The sequence below is a fragment of the Algoriphagus sp. genome (genome assembly GCF_013373065.1).
Taxonomy (GTDB): Bacteria; Bacteroidota; Bacteroidia; order Cytophagales; family Cyclobacteriaceae; genus Algoriphagus.
Genome location: NZ_JABXIN010000015.1, coordinates 109371 through 127071 on the forward strand (window position 1 = coordinate 109371; position 17701 = coordinate 127071).

Consider the following 17701-nt stretch of genomic DNA (forward strand, 5'->3'; position numbering starts at 1 on the left):
AAAGATCGCGTCGCTTCGCTCGCGATGACGTTTTTTGTAGGGGATCTAATCAACTTTTTCCTCCTTCACCTGTTTAATTTCTATGCACGAACACTTCTTCCAGTGCCCCCATTGCTTTCAGGAGATTTCTATGCTTCTCGACCTCTCGGTTTCCCGACAGGAGTACATTGAGGACTGCGAAGTTTGCTGCAATCCAATCGAGATTCAGATAGAATTTGAGGAGGGAGTATTGGTCTATTTTGAAGCTAACTCAATTGAACAGTAATGCTTTTTTCAAAAGAAGACTCTTTGGTAGAAATTTGGCAAGTGGTCAAGCATGAACTTCATCGTGGTGCATTGGACGTAAAACACCCTTTTCATTGGGTGAATTTGGGTACCATCTCAGGGGATTTTCCCTCGGTACGAACCGTGGTGATGAGGAGGGTAAGTGAGGAGCTTCATTTTTTTGTCTATACCGATTACCGATCAAAAAAGTGCTCGGATTTAAAGGTCAACCCGAATGCTACGCTTCATTTTTATCATCCCAAAAAGCAGGTTCAAATCCGGGTGAAGACTAAGGCTAAGCTCCATTTTCAGGATGAATTGGCTGAAAACCTTTGTAAAACAATTCCAGCCCACCGAGGATCAGAATATACTGGTGCCAAAGCTCCAGGAACTCCTATTTCAAACTCCCTAGAAGGATGGAACCAAGGAGATTTAGAAAACCACTTTTTCACCGTTTTGGAGTTGGAGCCTTTTGAAATCGATGTGCTGCAGCTTCGAAAGGAGGGGCATCTTCGAGTACTGTTTGCTAAAGATAAAGATTGGGAGGGGACTTGGCTGGTGCCTTAAATATTCCACCAATAGGTGAATTTGAGAACAATTGAGCGGTTTTTGGTGTAAAATGGGGCCGGTAAATAATTGTCCGTGTAGACGATAAAAAGATCTGAAGCTGGCTTAAATCGCCATTGGAATCGTGTATTTAAATTGATGTTTTCGATTTGTTCATTGTATTGAACAAAAGCCGTAAAGAACAAGGTGTTGGTCATAGTCACATCAATCCGAGGACCTACCAACCAGAAATCCGTGTTTCCCCAAGGTTCTGGTAGATTGATTCGATTGAAATTGGTACTCAAGGCAAGACTGACATAAGGCTGGAATCGGTAGCCGAGATCTGTGGTAAAATTATATCGTTTGCCACCGGCATAATAGCCTCCCAAGCGGGTGGTAAAACTATAGGTAAATAAACTTTGGGGTTTGGAGTTGTATTCCGCACCTATGGCACTCCATGAATGTTCAGTTCCTGCCGGAAGAGTTTCTCCAGAAAAGTTGGTAGGATCAAATGGCCGTTGCAAGAGAATGTAATCGGAAGCTGTCCAAAGCATAAAAGTGCTTTGGCTTCGCCATTTGATATTGTAGGCTAAATAGGTAGTGTTATCGGTTTTTTCACCCTCTTTATTGAAGAAAAAAGTAGTGCCAAAATCCGGACCATGACTGAGGATTTTTTCACTGACCGGAAACCATCGATAACCAATCGTCGGATTGATTTTGGTATAGCCTCTTCGTGGAACATAGCCAACTTCTGCTGTGTAGTTTTCAGAAACCAGTTCATGCTGCCAGTTCCAGGTCAGGTTTCCGGAAGCATATTTTAAGTTGGCTGCATGGACAAAACCATTTGCCTGATTATCCGGACCGAAGCTTTGAAGTAGCATGGCCTTCCCGGTCCATAAATTATTGGAAGAGGCCAGGTTGTATTCCAATCCCACATTTCGGTTGAATTGGGAATAAATGGGGTCTTCTGAATTGGGATCAGGATTGTAGTTTAAGGATTGTTTATTAATGAAAATTCCCGTGACATTACTCCTTGCCCCGACTTGCCGTTGCAAGGCCATCACTGTGAAATTCTGCGAAGGGAGCCCTTCTTCACTTACCTCACCTGTTTGCATATTCATGGCTCCAATACGCCAATCTTTGTTGATTTTTCCACTTAGGCGAGCCCCAAATTGAATGGGAGCATTCAGCCCTATTCTTCTGGAAAAGAAAGGACGAATGGTGCTGTAGCCAAAGTTGGCGAAGAGGTCTCCGTTTTCCAGAAAGAATTGGCGTCTTTCCGGAAAGAATAATTCAAATCGATCCAGATTGGTCACCTGCCGGTCTACTTCCACTTGGGAAAAATCAGGATTGACAGTAAGGTCCAAGTTCAGAGAAGAAGTCAGAGAAATTTTGGCATCCATACCGATTTCTCTTCGATAGGAAGTTTCACCATTATTCTCAAAATCCTTGGAAACTCCCCCCAATAGATAGGGGATGACTGAAATATTTGCACCGGGATCCGGTGGAGGATTATCCCAAACCAGAATACCTGTGTAAGCTAAAGATGCTGAGGGGAACTGCCGCGGTACAGGGGCCCAACCAGACTTTTCGGTAGTTTTCAAATCGAGTCGGGAAAAATTAACTCCCCACTCTTTGATACCTTTTTTGTATCGGATGGATTTGAAAGGGATGGCAGCTTCAAAAATCCATTTGTCTTCATAGTTTCTGACCTTGGAAGTCCATTTATTGTCCCAACTGAGATCTACAGAACCCCCATTGTACATGATGCCGTCCCACTGCGCGCCTGCCGCATTTGCCCCGAAAGAAAAGCCATTTGTCTGATCATCAAAGGGGTCCATGAAAAGCAGGAAGTTGTCATTTTTTCCAAAACTGAAATCTCTACGGAGCGATTCCACCATGTAAGGGCCTTCTACGGCATGGTGGTTGACTACGATCAGGTATAAATGCTGGTCGTCGTAGGTCATGCGGACATCAGTTTTGACCTGGGCGAAACTTGTATCCATGGGAGTAATCATGAAAAAATCAGTCGCTACTTCGGCATCAAGCCAGGCTTGTTCGTCTAGAACGCCATCTATGATGATTTCCGAACTTGCCTTTCGGATTTGCAAGCGATAGTCATCGTTTATTTTTTGAGCTTTGGCAACAAAAACGAGCAAAAAACCAAAGAGAAAGATTGATAGGGTGAGTGATCGGGTCATGAGCTATGGGCTTACAAAGTTAGAGTTTTTGTTAGCCATTTTTTGTGACTTTTATAGCAAAGGCTTCTTAATGGGCTTATTGTTTGACTCGGAAAGAGAATGTGAGATTGATTTGTCTTCGGATAAACTGAGAATCTCCTTCTGTAAAGAAGTTTTCTCCTTCCGTAATGAATCGATTTCTTCTGGAATTGAGGATATCATTCACGGTCAAAATCAATCGGCCGCGTTCTTGCATAATTTGTTTACTAGCTGAAAGGTCTAAAAAGAAAATGCCTTTTCGCACTCCTTGAGCGGTCTTTTGCCTGGCATCATAGTTTGTTCGGAGTTGTAAATCCCATCCATTCTCCAAGGTGAATCGGGAAGTTTGTCGGGCTAAGAAAGAAGTGGTTTTTGCTTGAAAATCAGCTTGAATATTACTTCCATCGATATCAGCATGGAAGAAATTTAAGTTCAGATCCAGTTTCCACCAATCTGTGGGTCGATAGTCAGCACTGAATTCCAAGCCGAAGGATTGCTCACCCGTTAAATTGTAAGGGAGCGTCGTCGCAAACCCCTCTTCGTTAACGCTTCGGATTCGCTCGATTTTATCAACAGTATTTCGAAAATAGGCAGTGGAAAATAGGGTGCCTTTATCGAAATACTTGATGTGTCCCAATTCGAAGGCGTCAGTAAATTCAGGATTCAAATCTGGATTTCCACTGAAAAAATTTCGCTGATCGGAAAAGGTAACATAAGGACTCAGGTCGTTATAAACGGGTCTGCGAACACGGCGGGAATAGCTAAGTTGAAATGCATTTTCCTCGGAAATGTTGTAAGTCAAATGGGCGCTAGGGAAGAGGTTGGTATAATTTCTGGGATTGCGCTCGTTGGTTTCGGCTAGAATGGTTTCGACGTCGGTATGTTCTGCACGAAGACCTGCTTGATAACTCCAGTTTCCAGTTTTGTTCCCAATGATTCCATAGGCAGCCAAGATATTTTCATTGTAGAGGAAAATATTATCGAGCCCGGGTAAAGGAACTAATTCACCGCTTTCATTTTCCTCGGAAACGATGAAGTCATTTTCCATTTCCCGAAAACTGGTACGAACCCCGGTTTCGAATTTACCTTCTGAACCTATGGGTTTTACATAATCCAGTTGAAAGAGGTATTGATTTTCAAATTCATCGTTGAGAGAGGTTTGTACCAAATCTTCCTCGGGAACAGGCTGTCCTCCTGCATCAAAACGAAACTCGGTAAATAGCTGATCGGAATTTTCCCAATAGTTCAAATAGGTAAAGGTAGCAGTCAGTTCATGGCCTTTTTCTGCAAAACTTCGCTTGTAATTCAAGGCAATCTCTGAATTGGGTTCTTTTTCCTTTTCGTCTTGTCTTCTCAGGGAGTAGCCCAGGAAATTATCAAGAGAGTTCAGGTAATCATCGTAGCGGATATCGGTGATTCTTCTTCCGTCTGTTCTTCGCCAAAGGTAGGACATGGTCAGAACGCTTTGTTCCGAAAAGAAATAATCCAAACCGCCGCGGATGTTATTATTCCAGCCCCGAAGTTCACCGGAATTGGCCTGATTCAAGATGAGTGTTTCTCCGTTTTCGTAGACCTCTTGGTATTGTTCGCTGACATAAGGCTGATAGCGACGCGCAAAGCCATAATTGATGAACCAGTTGATTCGGTTTTTTCGATAATTCAAATTCGCGGAGAATCCAAGATTAAGAGGTGTACCTGCAATTACTTCAAAGGACCCATTGAAACCTTGTTTGTTGTCCTTTTTCAAAATAATATTGATTACTCCGGCCATTCCTTCGGCTTCATAGCGAGCAGAAGGATTGGTAATGACTTCTACCCGTTCGACAAGATTGGCAGGGAGTTGACGCAAGCCAGAGGAGCCTTTGAAACTTACCAATCCAGAAGGTTTTCCATCGATTAAAATCCGCACATTCGAAGATCCTCTCAGGCGGACATTTCCCTCAGGGTCTACGGCTACCGAGGGGAGGTTCATTAAAATATCCGTAGCCGTACCGCCTGCATTGGCGAGGTCTTTTCCGACATTAAAGATTCGCTTATCCAGGGATAGTTCCATGATGGTCTTTTCTCCCTGCACCACTACTTCGTCTAAATCTTCTGCAGATGACTTCAGTAAAATAATACCCAAATCCTTTTGATTGGTTGATCGGCTAAGCTCGAAAACGTCAGTCTTGAAGGTTTCAAAGCCCATGAATTCAATGAGGACATAAAATTTCCCTAAGGGAAGATCGATGGAAAAATTTCCATTTTCTTCGGTAATCCCACCTCCAATTAGGCTATCTGTTGGGGAATAAACGGCTACGGAGGCAAAGGAAAGAGCCTGTTTGGAATTTAGCTCCTGTACTGTTCCGCGTAATTTTCCTTGGGAGAAAACAGAAAAAGTAAGCGAAAAGAATAGCAAACATCCAACCAAGGCCGGTCTAATGAGGTATGGGCTGGTCATCATAGGTTTATAGGCTGGTCAGGTAAGTATGTACTTGCCAATTGAGATAAACAATTTAAAATACTTGCCTGGGAATTAAATCTTAATTTCTACCAATGGTGGGATGATAGTCTTAGATTAAAGATTGAGAATATCAGTATCAAGTAATAATTCCCAACAAACAAAGCTAGCTATATGATTTTCAGCTAAATCTACCTACCTTTTTACAATGCTATAAAATCAAATTTTATGAAAAAGATAGGCTTAGCTTGCTTGGTGATTTTCCTAGGGTTTTCTCTGAAGGCCATTGCTCAGGAAGAAGTTCCACCCCATATCAAAGATCATATTACCTATCCCGTTTTGGATTTTCATCCCTTTGTAGGAGTAATGCCTATTCAGGATCCAGCTTTGATGTATGATTCTACCTTGGATTACAAGGTTGTGTTGGATTTATATGGAAGAATTCGGGATACGACTGCTATTCATCAGACTTTTTTGGAAGTGGCAAGAACCTATAATTTGGGCATTGCTACTGGTGTGCCCGCTGAAAAACTCCATATCGCAGCTGTTATTCATGGAGGCTTGGTTCAGGCGATTTTGAATGATCAGGAATACCAGGAAAAATATGGGAAGCCTAATCCAAATTTGGAGGCGATAAAACTGCTACATGAGGTTGGAGTAAAGTTCTATGTATGCGGGCAAAGTATGGGATTCTTGAATGTCAAGGAGGAGGATATCTCACCGCTAATTCATCCTGCGATTTCAGCAAAATATTCCTTTGTTAGCTTGGATCAACAAGGCTATACTTACTTGAATATTAGTAATTAGGAACGAAAAGTATTTAAAAGAAATCCCCCGATATATATACACCGGGGGATTTTTTTGACACTAGCCTCTAAATAAAGATTCTCTTAGAAAGCCCTTTCTTTCAAGTGATCATCCAAATCGAGTAATTCAATTCCCTTATCCAACCAGTTAGGTGCAGTTTGACCTTTTAGGTGATGGTTAAAGAATTCCATCATTCGAACACTGTAGTCCTTTCTGTTTTCCAACTTACTTAAACCGTGGTTTTCGCCTTTGTATTGAACCAAAACCACAGGTTTTTTCAATCTCCTTAAAGCAGAGTAATACTCTATTCCTTGGGTAAAGTCCACTGCACCATCTTTGTCATTATGAAGCATCAAAAGAGGAGTAGTTACGTTTTTCACATGGTAAACCGGGCTATTTCGCTCATAGGCTTCCCAGTTTTCCCAAGGTCCTCCCCGGAATCTACCTTGTGAAGCTTCAAAGATGGACATGTTTCCACCACCCGAGTTCCAATAGATCAAATCGTACATGGAAATCATATTGGTCAAAGGCGCTCCTGCGGCGGCGGCCTTAAACATATTGGTTTGGGTGATCAAGAAGGAAGTTTGGTAGCCTCCCCAAGAGTGGCCGTGAATGCCAATGTTGTTTTCGTCAATCACACCGGTTTTGATGGCTTCCTTCACAGCAGGAATCACACACCAAACAGCCGACATTCCCGGATCATCCAATTTGTACACAATATCTGGAATAAAGACTGCAAAACCATTGGAGGTGTACACGTTGGGATTCCAACCCGTACCGCTATAGCCCGGATTCGACCAGTTGTGACGGGTTTGGGAAAGCTTTTCGTAGTAATAAACTACAGTTGGATATTTCTGACCTTCAACATAGCCAGCTGGTAAAAAGAGCGTTCCCTGTAATTTATCTCCTTTATCTGAAACATAATCCACCAACATCGTACCTGCTGACCAAGCGTATTTATCTGCATCCGGTGCATTTTCTGTCACTTGCTTGGGGTTGGAAAGGGATGCGTCTGTCAAGTAAACCTGAGTAGGTTCGTTGAATTTCTCCTGGAAGAAATAATAGCTATCGGCATTTTTGGCTTTGGATAGATTTCCTACATTGAAATCATCCCAAATCAGCATAGTTGCTCCCGGTGTTAATCCTCCTTTTTTGGCAGGGGAGAGTTGAGCAATACCAGATTTTTTGGTCCACTCTCCATAGGTACGGATATAGGCTGGCTTGCTTAGGTCGATTCCTTTTTCTTCCGGATCCAAAGTGAATCGATACTGATAGCGGATTTGATCGGCTCTTCCGTTTATAGTTAAATTAATAGGCATTTCTTTGGAAGAAGCCACCGGAACTTGCCAAATATCCCATCCATCTCGGAGCAGGACATATTTGCTATCTGAACTCCAGCCCAACGCACTGTACAATGGTTTTTCCACATTGTGATCGTCTTCAACATTAACAAAAGAAACAGACATTCCCTCTGTGATATTTTTGCTCTGACCGGTAGGGATATCATAGATGTAGTAATGTCCATCGAGTCCATAAATCAACTTGGTCCCATCCGGTGATTCTCTTGGGAAAGAGCCAAATGATGGCAAATAGAATTTTTTGAATAGCTCTTTTCGCTCTCCGGTTTTCAAATCCACGATGTAAAAATCCTGGTAACGCTGTCCATCCAAGTTCATATCTAGTTCGTAGGCTGAGTAATCAGCTCCGAGGGCATAGTGCTGCTTGTCCAAGATATTCAGGTCTCGCATGCTGCTGTCCTGCAATTGGATATGCTTTCCTGCATTGATATCATACATCGCCCAGAAGCTGTAGTTTTTGTCCTGATTTTGCATGACCTGCTGTCGGGATTGGAGACGGCTATCATTCCAGTGCCATATGGTCATATCCGGCTTTTTGGCATCATTCTCTTTCTTGTCTTTCACCTTTCCAGAATCCAATTTGGCGATTGCCTTTTGTAGGTCTGAAATGGATTTGATGGTCGTATCAGCCATGATTTTTTTCATGGCTTCAGCTTCAGCTTTTTTTACGGAGTCTTGATCTACCTCTTTTTTCTCCTCTTTCTTCTCGGCTAATTCCAGTGGATGAATTCCATAGAATAGACGGGTCAAATCCTCCGACCACATGGGTCTTCTGTTTGGAGAAATGGTGTAAGCTTGGTCAAAATTGACTGAGTCTTTCTCGGGATTGTATACCGTAACCTGAGGAGCACTTAGGTTTTTCACTCCTACAACTTGTCCTTTATCCTGCTTGTATTTTTTATCCTTTACCATCTTCAATGCAGCAAAAGCATCTCCTTTTTCGGTCCAAGCCAAGGATCTGTAGGAGGCTTTGTCAGAATCCAAGATTTGGATGTTATTCCCTGCTACATTCATTAGATATACTCCATTTCCGGATTGATTGGCTGCATCGACTGTATAGGCGAGGTAATTGCCTGCCTTGTTAAAAGAGAAATCAGCCACATTTCCAAGGTTTTGGGATTTTTCGCTATTGAGATGATAAATCAATAAATCAGATCCTCGCACATCGCCACCATTTCCATTTCCTTCTTTGGAAAGGTTTACTGCCAAAACAGTGGAGGCTTTCCCATTGAATGCGTAATTGCTGACACTTTCGAACTCTATTTTGTCATCATTTCCTAATTTGATCAGAACAGCCTTGTTCTTGAGCGGTTTTCCCTTGCTCTTTTCATTGGCTTTTTTCTGTGAAAAAGTCGGGTATTCGGTGTAGGCAAACCATTTTCCATCCTCACTGAATTGCATAGACGGGAAGTTGGTTGAACCGATTTTGAAGGTTTTCTTACTGGATTCATCGCCTACTTTTTGCAGGATGATTTCTCCGTCTCCTTCGAGTTGAACGAGTCCGTAAGCCATCCACTGTCCGTCAGGGGAGAGCTGAAATGCCGAACCTGGCATGTATTTCCAGGTAGGAATGTCTTTCCAAGTGATGGGTTTGGTGTCTTGGGCAATTGCCAAACTGGCAAAAAGGAAAAGTGCCCAAAACGCGAGTAAATGTTTTCTTTTCATAATTATCAATTTTCTAGAATGGGAAAATAGGGAAAAATGGTAGAAACTCCGATTTCATTTATTATCAGAGGAATGTGAGGATTTAGATTTCAATTTTTTATTTGTTTCAAATTCACAAGCGAATTATAAAAAATAGACCTGCCAAGTATTTGTGCCTGACAGGTCTGAATTATATTTTTTATTAAAAGTCCTCTTTCGACTCCGCTCTGGATAATCAGAAAAGAAGTGACATACTGATGATATTACTCTTGGCTAAATACCACATTTCCCCCCATCACCGTCATTGCTACTTTCGTTTTGAGGATATCATCCTCCGGGACTTCCATGATATTTTGGTCGAAAATGGTGAAGTCGGCAGCTTTACCCACTTCGATGGAGCCTTTGAAATCTTCCTCAAACTCGGCAAAAGCACCGTCTAAGGTGTAGGATTTTAGGGCTTCTTCCCGTGTCATTTTCTGATCTGCTTCATAACCTCCTTCCGGAAGTCCTTCCAAAGTTTTGCGGGTCACTGAAGCATAAAAAGAGGGAATAGGATCTACTGGTTCCACTGGGGCATCTGTTCCATTCGTCACCACAGCACCGGTTTTCATCAATTTCTGCCAAACATAGGCTCCATCAATAATCCGTTTTTCCCCTAATCGATCAATAGCCCAAGGCCGATCCGAACTCAAATGAATGGCTTGCATCGCAGCAATCACGCCCAACTGACCAAAACGCGGAATATCATCTGGATGGATATGTTGAGCATGTTCGATACGGAAACGGTGATCCGTGATTTCTGGATTCTTCGCAAAGGCAGCTTCATATCGATCCAAAATTTCCTGATTGGCGCGGTCGCCAATGGCATGAGAGCAAACTTGAAAACCTAGAGGAAGTGCCTTTTCAGAAACCTCCGTCACCACAGACATAGGAAGTGTCTCATGTCCACGATGGCCTGGTCTATCCGCATAGTCTTCCAGCAACCAAGCTCCTCTCGGCCCTAAGGCTCCGTCGCAATTCAATTTGATGGATCTGACAGTCAACAAATGATCTTCTGAGTCTATCATCGGTCCCTTTTTGTACCACTCTTCCAAAAGCTCTGGCTGACGGCCGGTAAGCATGATATACTGACGAACGGTGAGTTTACCCTCGTCTTTGAATTTTTGAACCAAGTCGATTACATCCTGACCGGAACCTGCATCATGAAAGGATGTAATGCCTTTCTCTACCAGCTCCTGCAATGCCAATGTCAAAGCTTCTTCTGCTCTTTCGGGAGTTTCCTCAGGAACTAATCTAGCCACTAGACTCGACGCTCTCTCAGTCAAAACACCGGTAGGATTACCTAATTCATCGGTGATGATTTCTCCGCCTTCTACCTCACCTGGTCTTTCTCCCTTCAAGTTGGCGATTCCAGCCAATTCCAGTGCTTTCGCATTGGCAAAGGAAGCATGACCGGAAGCATGGCGAAGGAATACCGGATTATTGGGAGAAACGGCATTCAATTGGTCATTGGTCTGGAATCCTTTTACCATTTTTTCAGGTTTTTCGATCCATTTATCTTGATGCCATCCTCGACCCGTAATCCAATCACCAGGATTCGCTTTTTCAACTGCTTCAGCTACCTTTTCAACTAATTCATCATAGGTTTTGACATACATAAGATCAAGCTCCAACTTGTTGTAGCCGATTCCCATCAAGTGTCCGTGGGACTCGATAAAACCTGGTGTCATAGTTTTGCCTTGAAGGTCGACCACTTCGGTATTTTCACCGACGAGTTCCTGGATTTCAGCTGTAGTTCCAACGGCTTGAATCATGCCGTGTTTGACAGCAACAGCTTCCACTTTAGGATTGGTTTCATCCACGGTATAGATGATTCCATTAATAAATACGGAGTCAGCCGGATTTTCAGGACCTGAACTACAGGAAAACCCGAAAAAAGCCACTAGGGCGAGGATATATAATTTTCTCATAATCGTTGAATTCTAAAACGAAAGCTAGTGCTTTTATGCAATCCGACCAAAACCAGTCCTGTAATTAGCGAATCCAGATTTTTTTGGAAACCAAGCTTCGGTTAGAAGTCTCCAATTGAAAAATATATACCCCAGGGGTTAAAAATCCAGCTTGAATTTCCAATTCTTGGCCTGCATTGATGGTAATATCCGAAAGAAGAACCTGACCCATGATAGAAATTAATCTTCCTGTTCCGTTTTGATTGCTGATAACTTTTATAGGTCCGTCGGATGGATTAGGATAAAGTAAAACCTGAATCGATTCAGAAGGAGGAGAGGAAGATGCGAAAGCAGACAGATAAATCAATCCTCCTCCTCTTGTTCCCAAAATCAAATCTGGATTGTCTCCGAGAAGATTTGGAACGAATGTTATCCACGTATTTCTCCCCAAACGAGTAGGAAAATCCAAGTTTTCGATTCGGATTTTCACCTCTTTACGTTGAGAATTTTCCATGAAATCTTCGATATATAGGATGATTCCCCGTTGATCCACTGTATACAGCTTAGGCCGATCTCCTGAGCTAACCGCTATACTCAGATTTCGATTTGCAGGATTATCCTGAAAGCCCAAAAAGTCTGTTTCCAAAAGCCGGGCTGAGAAAGCATCCCAATTCATTTCAAAAAGGTCCAATCCCCCATTTTGACGAGCTGCCAAGAAGTATTCTCTGTTTTCATATGAAAAGAATTGCAGGTAGTCTCCTCGATTGGGTTCATATCCAGAAATCGAAATTTCTTGCCAATTTCCTTCTAAAGATTCAAAAAGTAACTGCTTTGGAATAGAGCCTTCAAATCGGATTCCACTGATGAGTTTATGGGACTTGTTTTGGATGTCTGTGTATTCCAAATATTGGATTTCTGTCAAATTCAGCTCTCGAAGTTCTTGATCCCGAGAAGCCAATTCGAATTGACCGTTTTGAAAAGAAAAGGAAGACAATTCGCCCAAAACTTCTTCGTCCTTAGTCACATTGGAAGTGATCCATAATTCTCCGCCAATTTGATTTCCTTTAAAAAAAGGACGGGTATTTTCTCCCAAGTCCAGTGTTTGATTTTGTAAAAAGGGAGTGGACGACCCATTGAAAACGAAAAGGGATGATTCGTAATCAATTCCATAAACAATTGCTGCCTCGTTTGAATTGAGACTGATTACTAATTGATCCTCTATCCAGGAGGCATTATGAAAAGATGGGAATTCTGGTAGAGAGCCCAGATTGGGTAAACTATTCGAAAATTCATCAAAGAGCGGTTCTTCTTTCGATCCTTTATTTGGTAGAAAATACAGGACTTGGCATTCATCCCTACCAAGCAATAAGTCTGGGATCTCATCTCCGTTGAAATCCTGATACAAAATGGAATGTCCGCCGGCGTGCAGGATACGTAGGTTTTCGTTTGGATTTTGGCTTAAATCCAAACCGCTACAGGTTTTTCCAAAGGAAATGTCTCCGCAGGCACAAAATTCAAAATTCCCCCAATGGGTCTTTGGAAATTCAAAGCCATCAATATCCGGAGTTTCTTTCCGGTCTACTGAGGTGTTTTCATAGAATTCTAGGTAATCTCCGGATGCGAAATTGAAAATCACTAAGTCCAAATCCCCATCTTGGTCTAAATCTTTGATCAATGGGGTGTCCAAATTGTTTGCTTGGATATTGGATCCATTGTCCAGAGGAAGAAAGTTTCGTTCCAATTCCCAGGAAATTTTATCTCCTGTTGAAGTGTTTTTATAGGCTTTGATTCCCAAAGCCGTGGAGGTGAAAAGATCCTTTTTTCCATCTCCATTGAAGTCTGCCAAAACTAAAAAACCGCTGATATCGCTTGGAAAGAAATAAGCCCATTCGGGACGTAGGGTGAAGTTTTCTCCAGATTTTTCAAATACACTCAGTTGTCTAGAATTAATATCCCAAACCACCCATTCCTCGATTTCATCTCCATTTAAATCAATGGTCTGAATTTGCGCTGAATTGATTCCTCCGCTCCAAGCTGAGGATAAGTTTTGGGCATTTTGGAGGATTGCAGGCGAGTTGTCAAGAGAAAAAGTAGTTTGCCCAACCGCAAGGAAGGAATTCAGAAAAAGAAGTAAGAATAAAGCGTTGCGCATGCCTGATTTGAAAATCAAAATTAAATATAAAACGATGTCTGTACTTCCAAGATGCGTCAGATTGGTTTATTTTGGGGAAAATTGATTGGAAACATGAATATTGTTACGCTTTACCAAGCATTTCTAGATAGTACCGGTGTCAGTACAGATACACGTCAAATCCAAAAGGGTAACTTATTTTTTGCCTTAAAAGGTCCCAATTTCAACGCTAATGAGTTCGCGGCAAAAGCGTTGGAAATGGGTGCATCAGGAGTAGTGGTGGATGATCCCGCTTTCTATGAAGAAGGAGATGATCGTTATTTTATTTGTCAAGATGCCTTGATATGCTTACAAAAGTTAGCAAACTATCACCGGCACCAGTTTGATATCCCTGTTATTGGTCTTACCGGTTCCAATGGAAAAACAACTTCCAAGGAATTGCTCAATGCAGTTTTGAGCAAAAAATATAAAACCTTGGCTACCAAAGGAAATCTCAATAACCACATCGGAGTTCCCCTTACCTTGCTTCAACTAAAGGTAGAACATCAGATCGCCATTATTGAGATGGGCGCCAACAAGCAAGGAGATATTCAAGAACTCTGTGAAATTGCCGAGCCTACCCATGGGTTTATCACGAACATAGGAAAAGCCCATCTGGAAGGAATGGGAGGTCCGGAAGGCGTTTTGAAGACCAAAACGGAGCTTTATCAGCATTTAAGAGAAAATAAAGGAACGGTATTTATCAATTCTCAGGATCCAATCCTTTCCAATATGATCAAGCGATTTTCCCATCCTGTTTTGTATCCATCGAAGGGGGATTTTTGCGAGGTGAATTTTTTGGGAGCAGATCCTTTTGTAAAATTTTATGTTGAAGGTGTCGAAGGAGAGCATTTGACTAGCCTGATTGGAGCCTACAACTTTGGAAATATTGCTACTGCCTTAACCATTGGAAAGTATTTTGAAGTACCCATGCAAGATGCAGTGGAGGCTATCGTCAATTACAAGCCTGAAAACATGCGCTCCCAGCTGATTGAAAAGCGCAGTAATTTAATCATCCTAGATGCCTATAATGCAAATCCATCCAGCATGGAGGTGGCGATCCGGACATTTGGGGACATGACAGGCAGAAAGCATAAAATGATCATTTTGGGAGATATGTTTGAGCTGGGGGAGCATGCCGAAGAAGAACATCGAAAGATCGGAGAGATTGTTAGCGAATATCCGATCGACAAAGTGTGTTTCACTGGAAAACTTATTGTTTCTGCACTTGAAAAAGCCCCTAAAGCCTTGTATTTCCCGGATCCTTTTTCCTTTAGAAACTGGCTTCAGGATAGCAAATTGGAAGACTATCTGATTTTGATCAAAGGTAGCCGAGGGATGAAATTAGAAACCTTGGTGGATTTTATTTAAACTCTCTTTTCTTGAGGTAGTTAGGATATTAGGGATCAATTAAATCGAATAAAACTATGAGGCCATATTTGAAATTTCTTTCCGAACTCGCGGAGAACAATCATAAAGATTGGATGGATGCGAATAAGTCTTGGTATCAAGATACCAGAAAGGAATTTTTGGCTGACGTGGAAGTTTTGCTCAAAAATCTCTCAGAAATCGAGCCTGCTTTTTCCTCTTTTCAAGCCAAGAATTGTGTGTTCCGTCAAAACCGGGATATACGATTTTCTGCCAATAAGAATCCTTACAAAACCAATTTTGCAGCTTATTTTTCTCCAAAAGGAAAGAAATCCGAAGGTCCCGGGTGGTATCTACATATTCAACCTGGACAATCATTCTATGGAGGAGGAATATGGATGCCGATGTCGGACACCTTGAAGAAGATTCGGAAGGAAATTGATTATTCGGGTGCTGAATTGGATGGGATTTTAAATGAACCCGAATTCAAGGGAATGTTTCCTGAATTGGAAGGGGAGAAACTGAAAACCAGTCCTCGGGAATATGAAGCTGATCACCCATATATCGAGTTTCTTCGGCTAAAAAGTTTTGTAGTCTCTCATCCTGTTGCTGATAAGGATGTGAATTCGGGAAATTTCATTCACCAAGCCCTTCATGGATTCCGGACCATGCACCCCTTCTTACAATTCTTGGAAAGAGCTGTAGAAGAGGTAGAAGATGGCAGTGGGATTTTGTAGGTGTTTTTCTGGCTTACCAATCCATTTGATCGGAGAAGCTGGTGAAAAAACCGATTCCAATAATGGAAATGATAATCACTCCAATTAGGAAACCGATTAAGCGGATGATTAATTCGGATTTTGCCCAGTTGGCTTTATTTGGTTCGGTGGATTTATCCACAGCCCAAACGATCAAAACTATAAAACCGACAAGCGGGATTTTGGAAATGATCAAATTGATGATCCAATCGCCTAGTGTGAGCGGTGGTTTTTTAAATTCTTCTGGGAAATTCATATAGTTAGGGTTAAAGTTAGAAGAAGTCTTTTGTTTCAAATTCATGCTCCTGGAGAGCGAAATTCTCCGGATTTATTGGGTCAGTCTGCACAAACTGCACAATGATTTTCTCATAGTTATGTGCGTTTTTAAAGTCTGAAAGATAGATTTCGGCACATTTTCTGGCTAAAATTTCAGGTTGGTTCGAAAGTATTTTAGGATCTCCGTTTTCCAGCCTTAAAATGATGATTGATTCATCATTCGTCCGTTGTAAATTAACCGAAGTGCTTTCAAAATCCCCTAATGCACGGATTTCTTCCGATGGCAAAAAACCTTCCCCCATCATTTTTTCTATTCCCTTAAAGGCATATCTAACCAGGTCTTCGGGTTCACACGAGCATGAAGAAAAAAAACTCAAAAAGACGAGAGCAATCAAAGGATATCTCAAAAAGTTGATCTTCATAATTCCGCTTTTCGTTCAAGTTACGATTACTTGATCAATTTTTCAAAGCCAAGGGGAAGGGCTAAAATCAAATCCGATTTCGGGCAAAAGTCGATGATTTTTAAGGTGAATTACCATTCTTGGAATCATTTGGATTAGTACTTGATAGAAAATAAATAAAGCCTCTTTATTAAGAAGCTTTATTGGTGGAGGATAACGGAGTCGAACCGATGACCTTCCCGACAAACGTCGGGACGCTCTGACCTTCTTATAGCTATCGAGATGAGCTAATTCAGATTGTATTAAATAAAAAAGTCTCTCTATTGAGAAGCTTTAATGGTGGAGGATAACGGAGTCGAACCGATGACCTTCCCGATAGCTATCGGGATGAGCTAATATCAGATGGTATTAAATAAAAAAAGCCTCTCTATTGAGAAGCTTAATTGGTGGAGGATAACGGAGTCGAACCGATGACCTCTACACTGCCAGTGTAGCGCTCTAGCCAGCTGAGCTAATCCCCCAAACGGATTGCAAATATAGAACAGGGATTGGATTGAACCAATAAAAAAATCAGTGTCCCGAATAATTTACTCTTGTCATGATGCTACGGCCTAAGGTGACCTCATCGGTAAATTCTAATTCTCCTCCTACAGGGATGCCTCGAGCAATCGTACTGATGTTTAATCCTTTGTCTTTGAGTCTTTTGGAAAGGTAAAAAGCCGTTGTATCCCCTTCCATGGTAGCACTTAATGCCAAAATAACCTCCTTTACAGGCTCAGTTTCGGTAGCTGAATCAATTCGATTAACCAAGGATTCAATGTGTAATTCTTCTGGTCCAATTCCCTGAATCGGAGAAATTACTCCTCCGAGCACATGGTATTTTCCATTGAACTGATTGGTGTTTTCGATAGCCAATACATCTCGAATATCCTCAACCACACAAATAATGCTCCCGTCTCTTCGGTGGCTTTTGCAAATACTACATTCTTCCTCATCCGAAATCGTATGGCAGGTCTTGCAGTATTTTACCTCCTGACGCATTCGGGTTATAGCAAGGGCTAAAGCCTCCGTATGAGCTTCATGTTGCTTCAAAAGGTGCAAGGCTAACCTTAGTGCTGTTTTTTTACCAATACCCGGCAGTCGGGAGATTTCCGTTACAGCATCCTCGATGAGTTTGGAAGGGAGGTTCACAAATGATTTAATTAATTGATGGTAGCTTGGATTCCTGCATCAAGGATGGCTTCACACATAGGCTTTAATTCCTCAAAGCTTCCTTTTTTGACAGCACATTTTCCTTTGTAATGGATGATCAAGGTGCACTGTTCCGCTTGTTCGCGGGTATGCTTACAAACTTTAATCAGAATATTGATGACATGGTCAAAGGTATTGACGTCATCATTGAAGACGATTAGGTCATGCTCCTCGAGGTCCAACAGCTCCTCTAATACAATCTCTTCTTCTTCCAACTCAGGAATTGATGTCCTTATATCGATCATGTTGCAAA

Annotated in this window: 14 protein-coding genes and 1 tRNA gene; 5 read left to right on the forward strand and 10 right to left on the reverse strand. The window is 41.9% G+C overall.

All coding sequences use genetic code 11. The features are described 5' to 3' along the window. Positions 1-82: 82 nt before the first annotated feature. Complete coding sequence (locus HWE15_RS11460; protein ID WP_290507675.1) at positions 83-265, forward strand: CPXCG motif-containing cysteine-rich protein; 183 nt, start codon at positions 83-85, stop codon at positions 263-265. Beyond that, a complete protein-coding gene (locus tag HWE15_RS11465; protein WP_290507676.1) occupies positions 265-831 on the forward strand; it encodes a pyridoxamine 5'-phosphate oxidase family protein in 567 nt (188 codons plus the stop codon). Before HWE15_RS11460 ends, HWE15_RS11465 begins: the two co-directional genes overlap by 1 nt. On the opposite strand, the gene HWE15_RS11470 is transcribed toward HWE15_RS11465, so the two are convergent. Together HWE15_RS11470 and HWE15_RS11475 are read right to left on the reverse strand one after the other, a co-directional pair. Beyond that, entirely contained in the window at positions 828-3011 is a 2184-nt protein-coding gene (locus HWE15_RS11470) for a DUF5916 domain-containing protein (protein WP_290507677.1), read from the reverse strand. The genes HWE15_RS11465 and HWE15_RS11470 overlap by 4 nt on opposite strands. Before the next feature lie 76 nt (positions 3012-3087). Next, positions 3088-5472: a TonB-dependent receptor gene (locus HWE15_RS11475; protein ID WP_367203948.1), complete on the reverse strand. Its 2385-nt coding sequence runs from the start codon at positions 5470-5472 to the stop codon at positions 3088-3090. A 225-nt stretch (positions 5473-5697) separates the two neighbouring features. Between HWE15_RS11475 and HWE15_RS11480 the strand changes: the two genes are divergently transcribed. Beyond that, positions 5698-6276, forward strand: coding sequence for a DsrE family protein (locus HWE15_RS11480; protein ID WP_290507678.1), 579 nt, complete (start codon positions 5698-5700; stop codon positions 6274-6276). A gap of 83 nt (positions 6277-6359) precedes the next feature. Here the strand turns inward: HWE15_RS11480 and HWE15_RS11485 are convergent, their stop codons facing one another. The 3 genes from HWE15_RS11485 to HWE15_RS11495 all read right to left on the reverse strand — a co-directional run bounded on the left by HWE15_RS11485 (position 6360) and on the right by HWE15_RS11495 (position 13379). Then, on the reverse strand, positions 6360-9299 hold the full coding sequence (locus HWE15_RS11485; protein ID WP_290507679.1) for a prolyl oligopeptidase family serine peptidase: 2940 nt from the start codon (positions 9297-9299) through the stop codon (positions 6360-6362). A gap of 242 nt (positions 9300-9541) precedes the next feature. Next, positions 9542-11248, reverse strand: a complete 1707-nt coding sequence (locus tag HWE15_RS11490) for an amidohydrolase (protein ID WP_290507680.1) — start codon at positions 11246-11248, stop codon at positions 9542-9544. Between the two features lie 64 nt (positions 11249-11312). Continuing rightward, the gene (locus HWE15_RS11495) at positions 11313-13379 is read right to left on the reverse strand and encodes an FG-GAP-like repeat-containing protein (RefSeq protein ID WP_290507681.1); all 2067 of its coding nucleotides are present in this window, start codon (positions 13377-13379) and stop codon (positions 11313-11315) included. Positions 13380-13472: 93 nt separating this feature from the next. Between HWE15_RS11495 and murF the strand changes: the two genes are divergently transcribed. Beyond that, on the forward strand, positions 13473-14768 hold the full coding sequence (gene murF / locus HWE15_RS11500; RefSeq protein WP_290507682.1) for a UDP-N-acetylmuramoyl-tripeptide--D-alanyl-D-alanine ligase: 1296 nt from the start codon (positions 13473-13475) through the stop codon (positions 14766-14768). Positions 14769-14824: 56 nt separating this feature from the next. Beyond that, positions 14825-15502, forward strand: a complete 678-nt coding sequence (locus HWE15_RS11505; RefSeq protein ID WP_290507683.1) for a DUF2461 domain-containing protein — start codon at positions 14825-14827, stop codon at positions 15500-15502. A 13-nt stretch (positions 15503-15515) separates the two neighbouring features. On the opposite strand, the gene HWE15_RS11510 is transcribed toward HWE15_RS11505, so the two are convergent. The 5 genes from HWE15_RS11510 to HWE15_RS11530 form a co-directional block, all read right to left on the reverse strand. Further along, on the reverse strand, positions 15516-15776 hold the full coding sequence (locus HWE15_RS11510; protein ID WP_290507684.1) for a hypothetical protein: 261 nt from the start codon (positions 15774-15776) through the stop codon (positions 15516-15518). A 16-nt stretch (positions 15777-15792) separates the two neighbouring features. Beyond that, the gene (locus HWE15_RS11515; RefSeq protein WP_290507685.1) at positions 15793-16218 is read right to left on the reverse strand and encodes a hypothetical protein; all 426 of its coding nucleotides are present in this window, start codon (positions 16216-16218) and stop codon (positions 15793-15795) included. Between the two features lie 423 nt (positions 16219-16641). Beyond that, positions 16642-16718 (reverse strand) — tRNA-Ala (locus HWE15_RS11520). Between the two features lie 49 nt (positions 16719-16767). Next, positions 16768-17388, reverse strand: coding sequence for a recombination mediator RecR (gene recR, locus HWE15_RS11525; RefSeq protein WP_290507686.1), 621 nt, complete (start codon positions 17386-17388; stop codon positions 16768-16770). 11 nt (positions 17389-17399) lie between these two features. Next, on the reverse strand, positions 17400-17693 hold the full coding sequence (locus HWE15_RS11530; protein ID WP_290507687.1) for an ATP-dependent Clp protease adaptor ClpS: 294 nt from the start codon (positions 17691-17693) through the stop codon (positions 17400-17402). Positions 17694-17701: the final 8 nt, after the last annotated feature.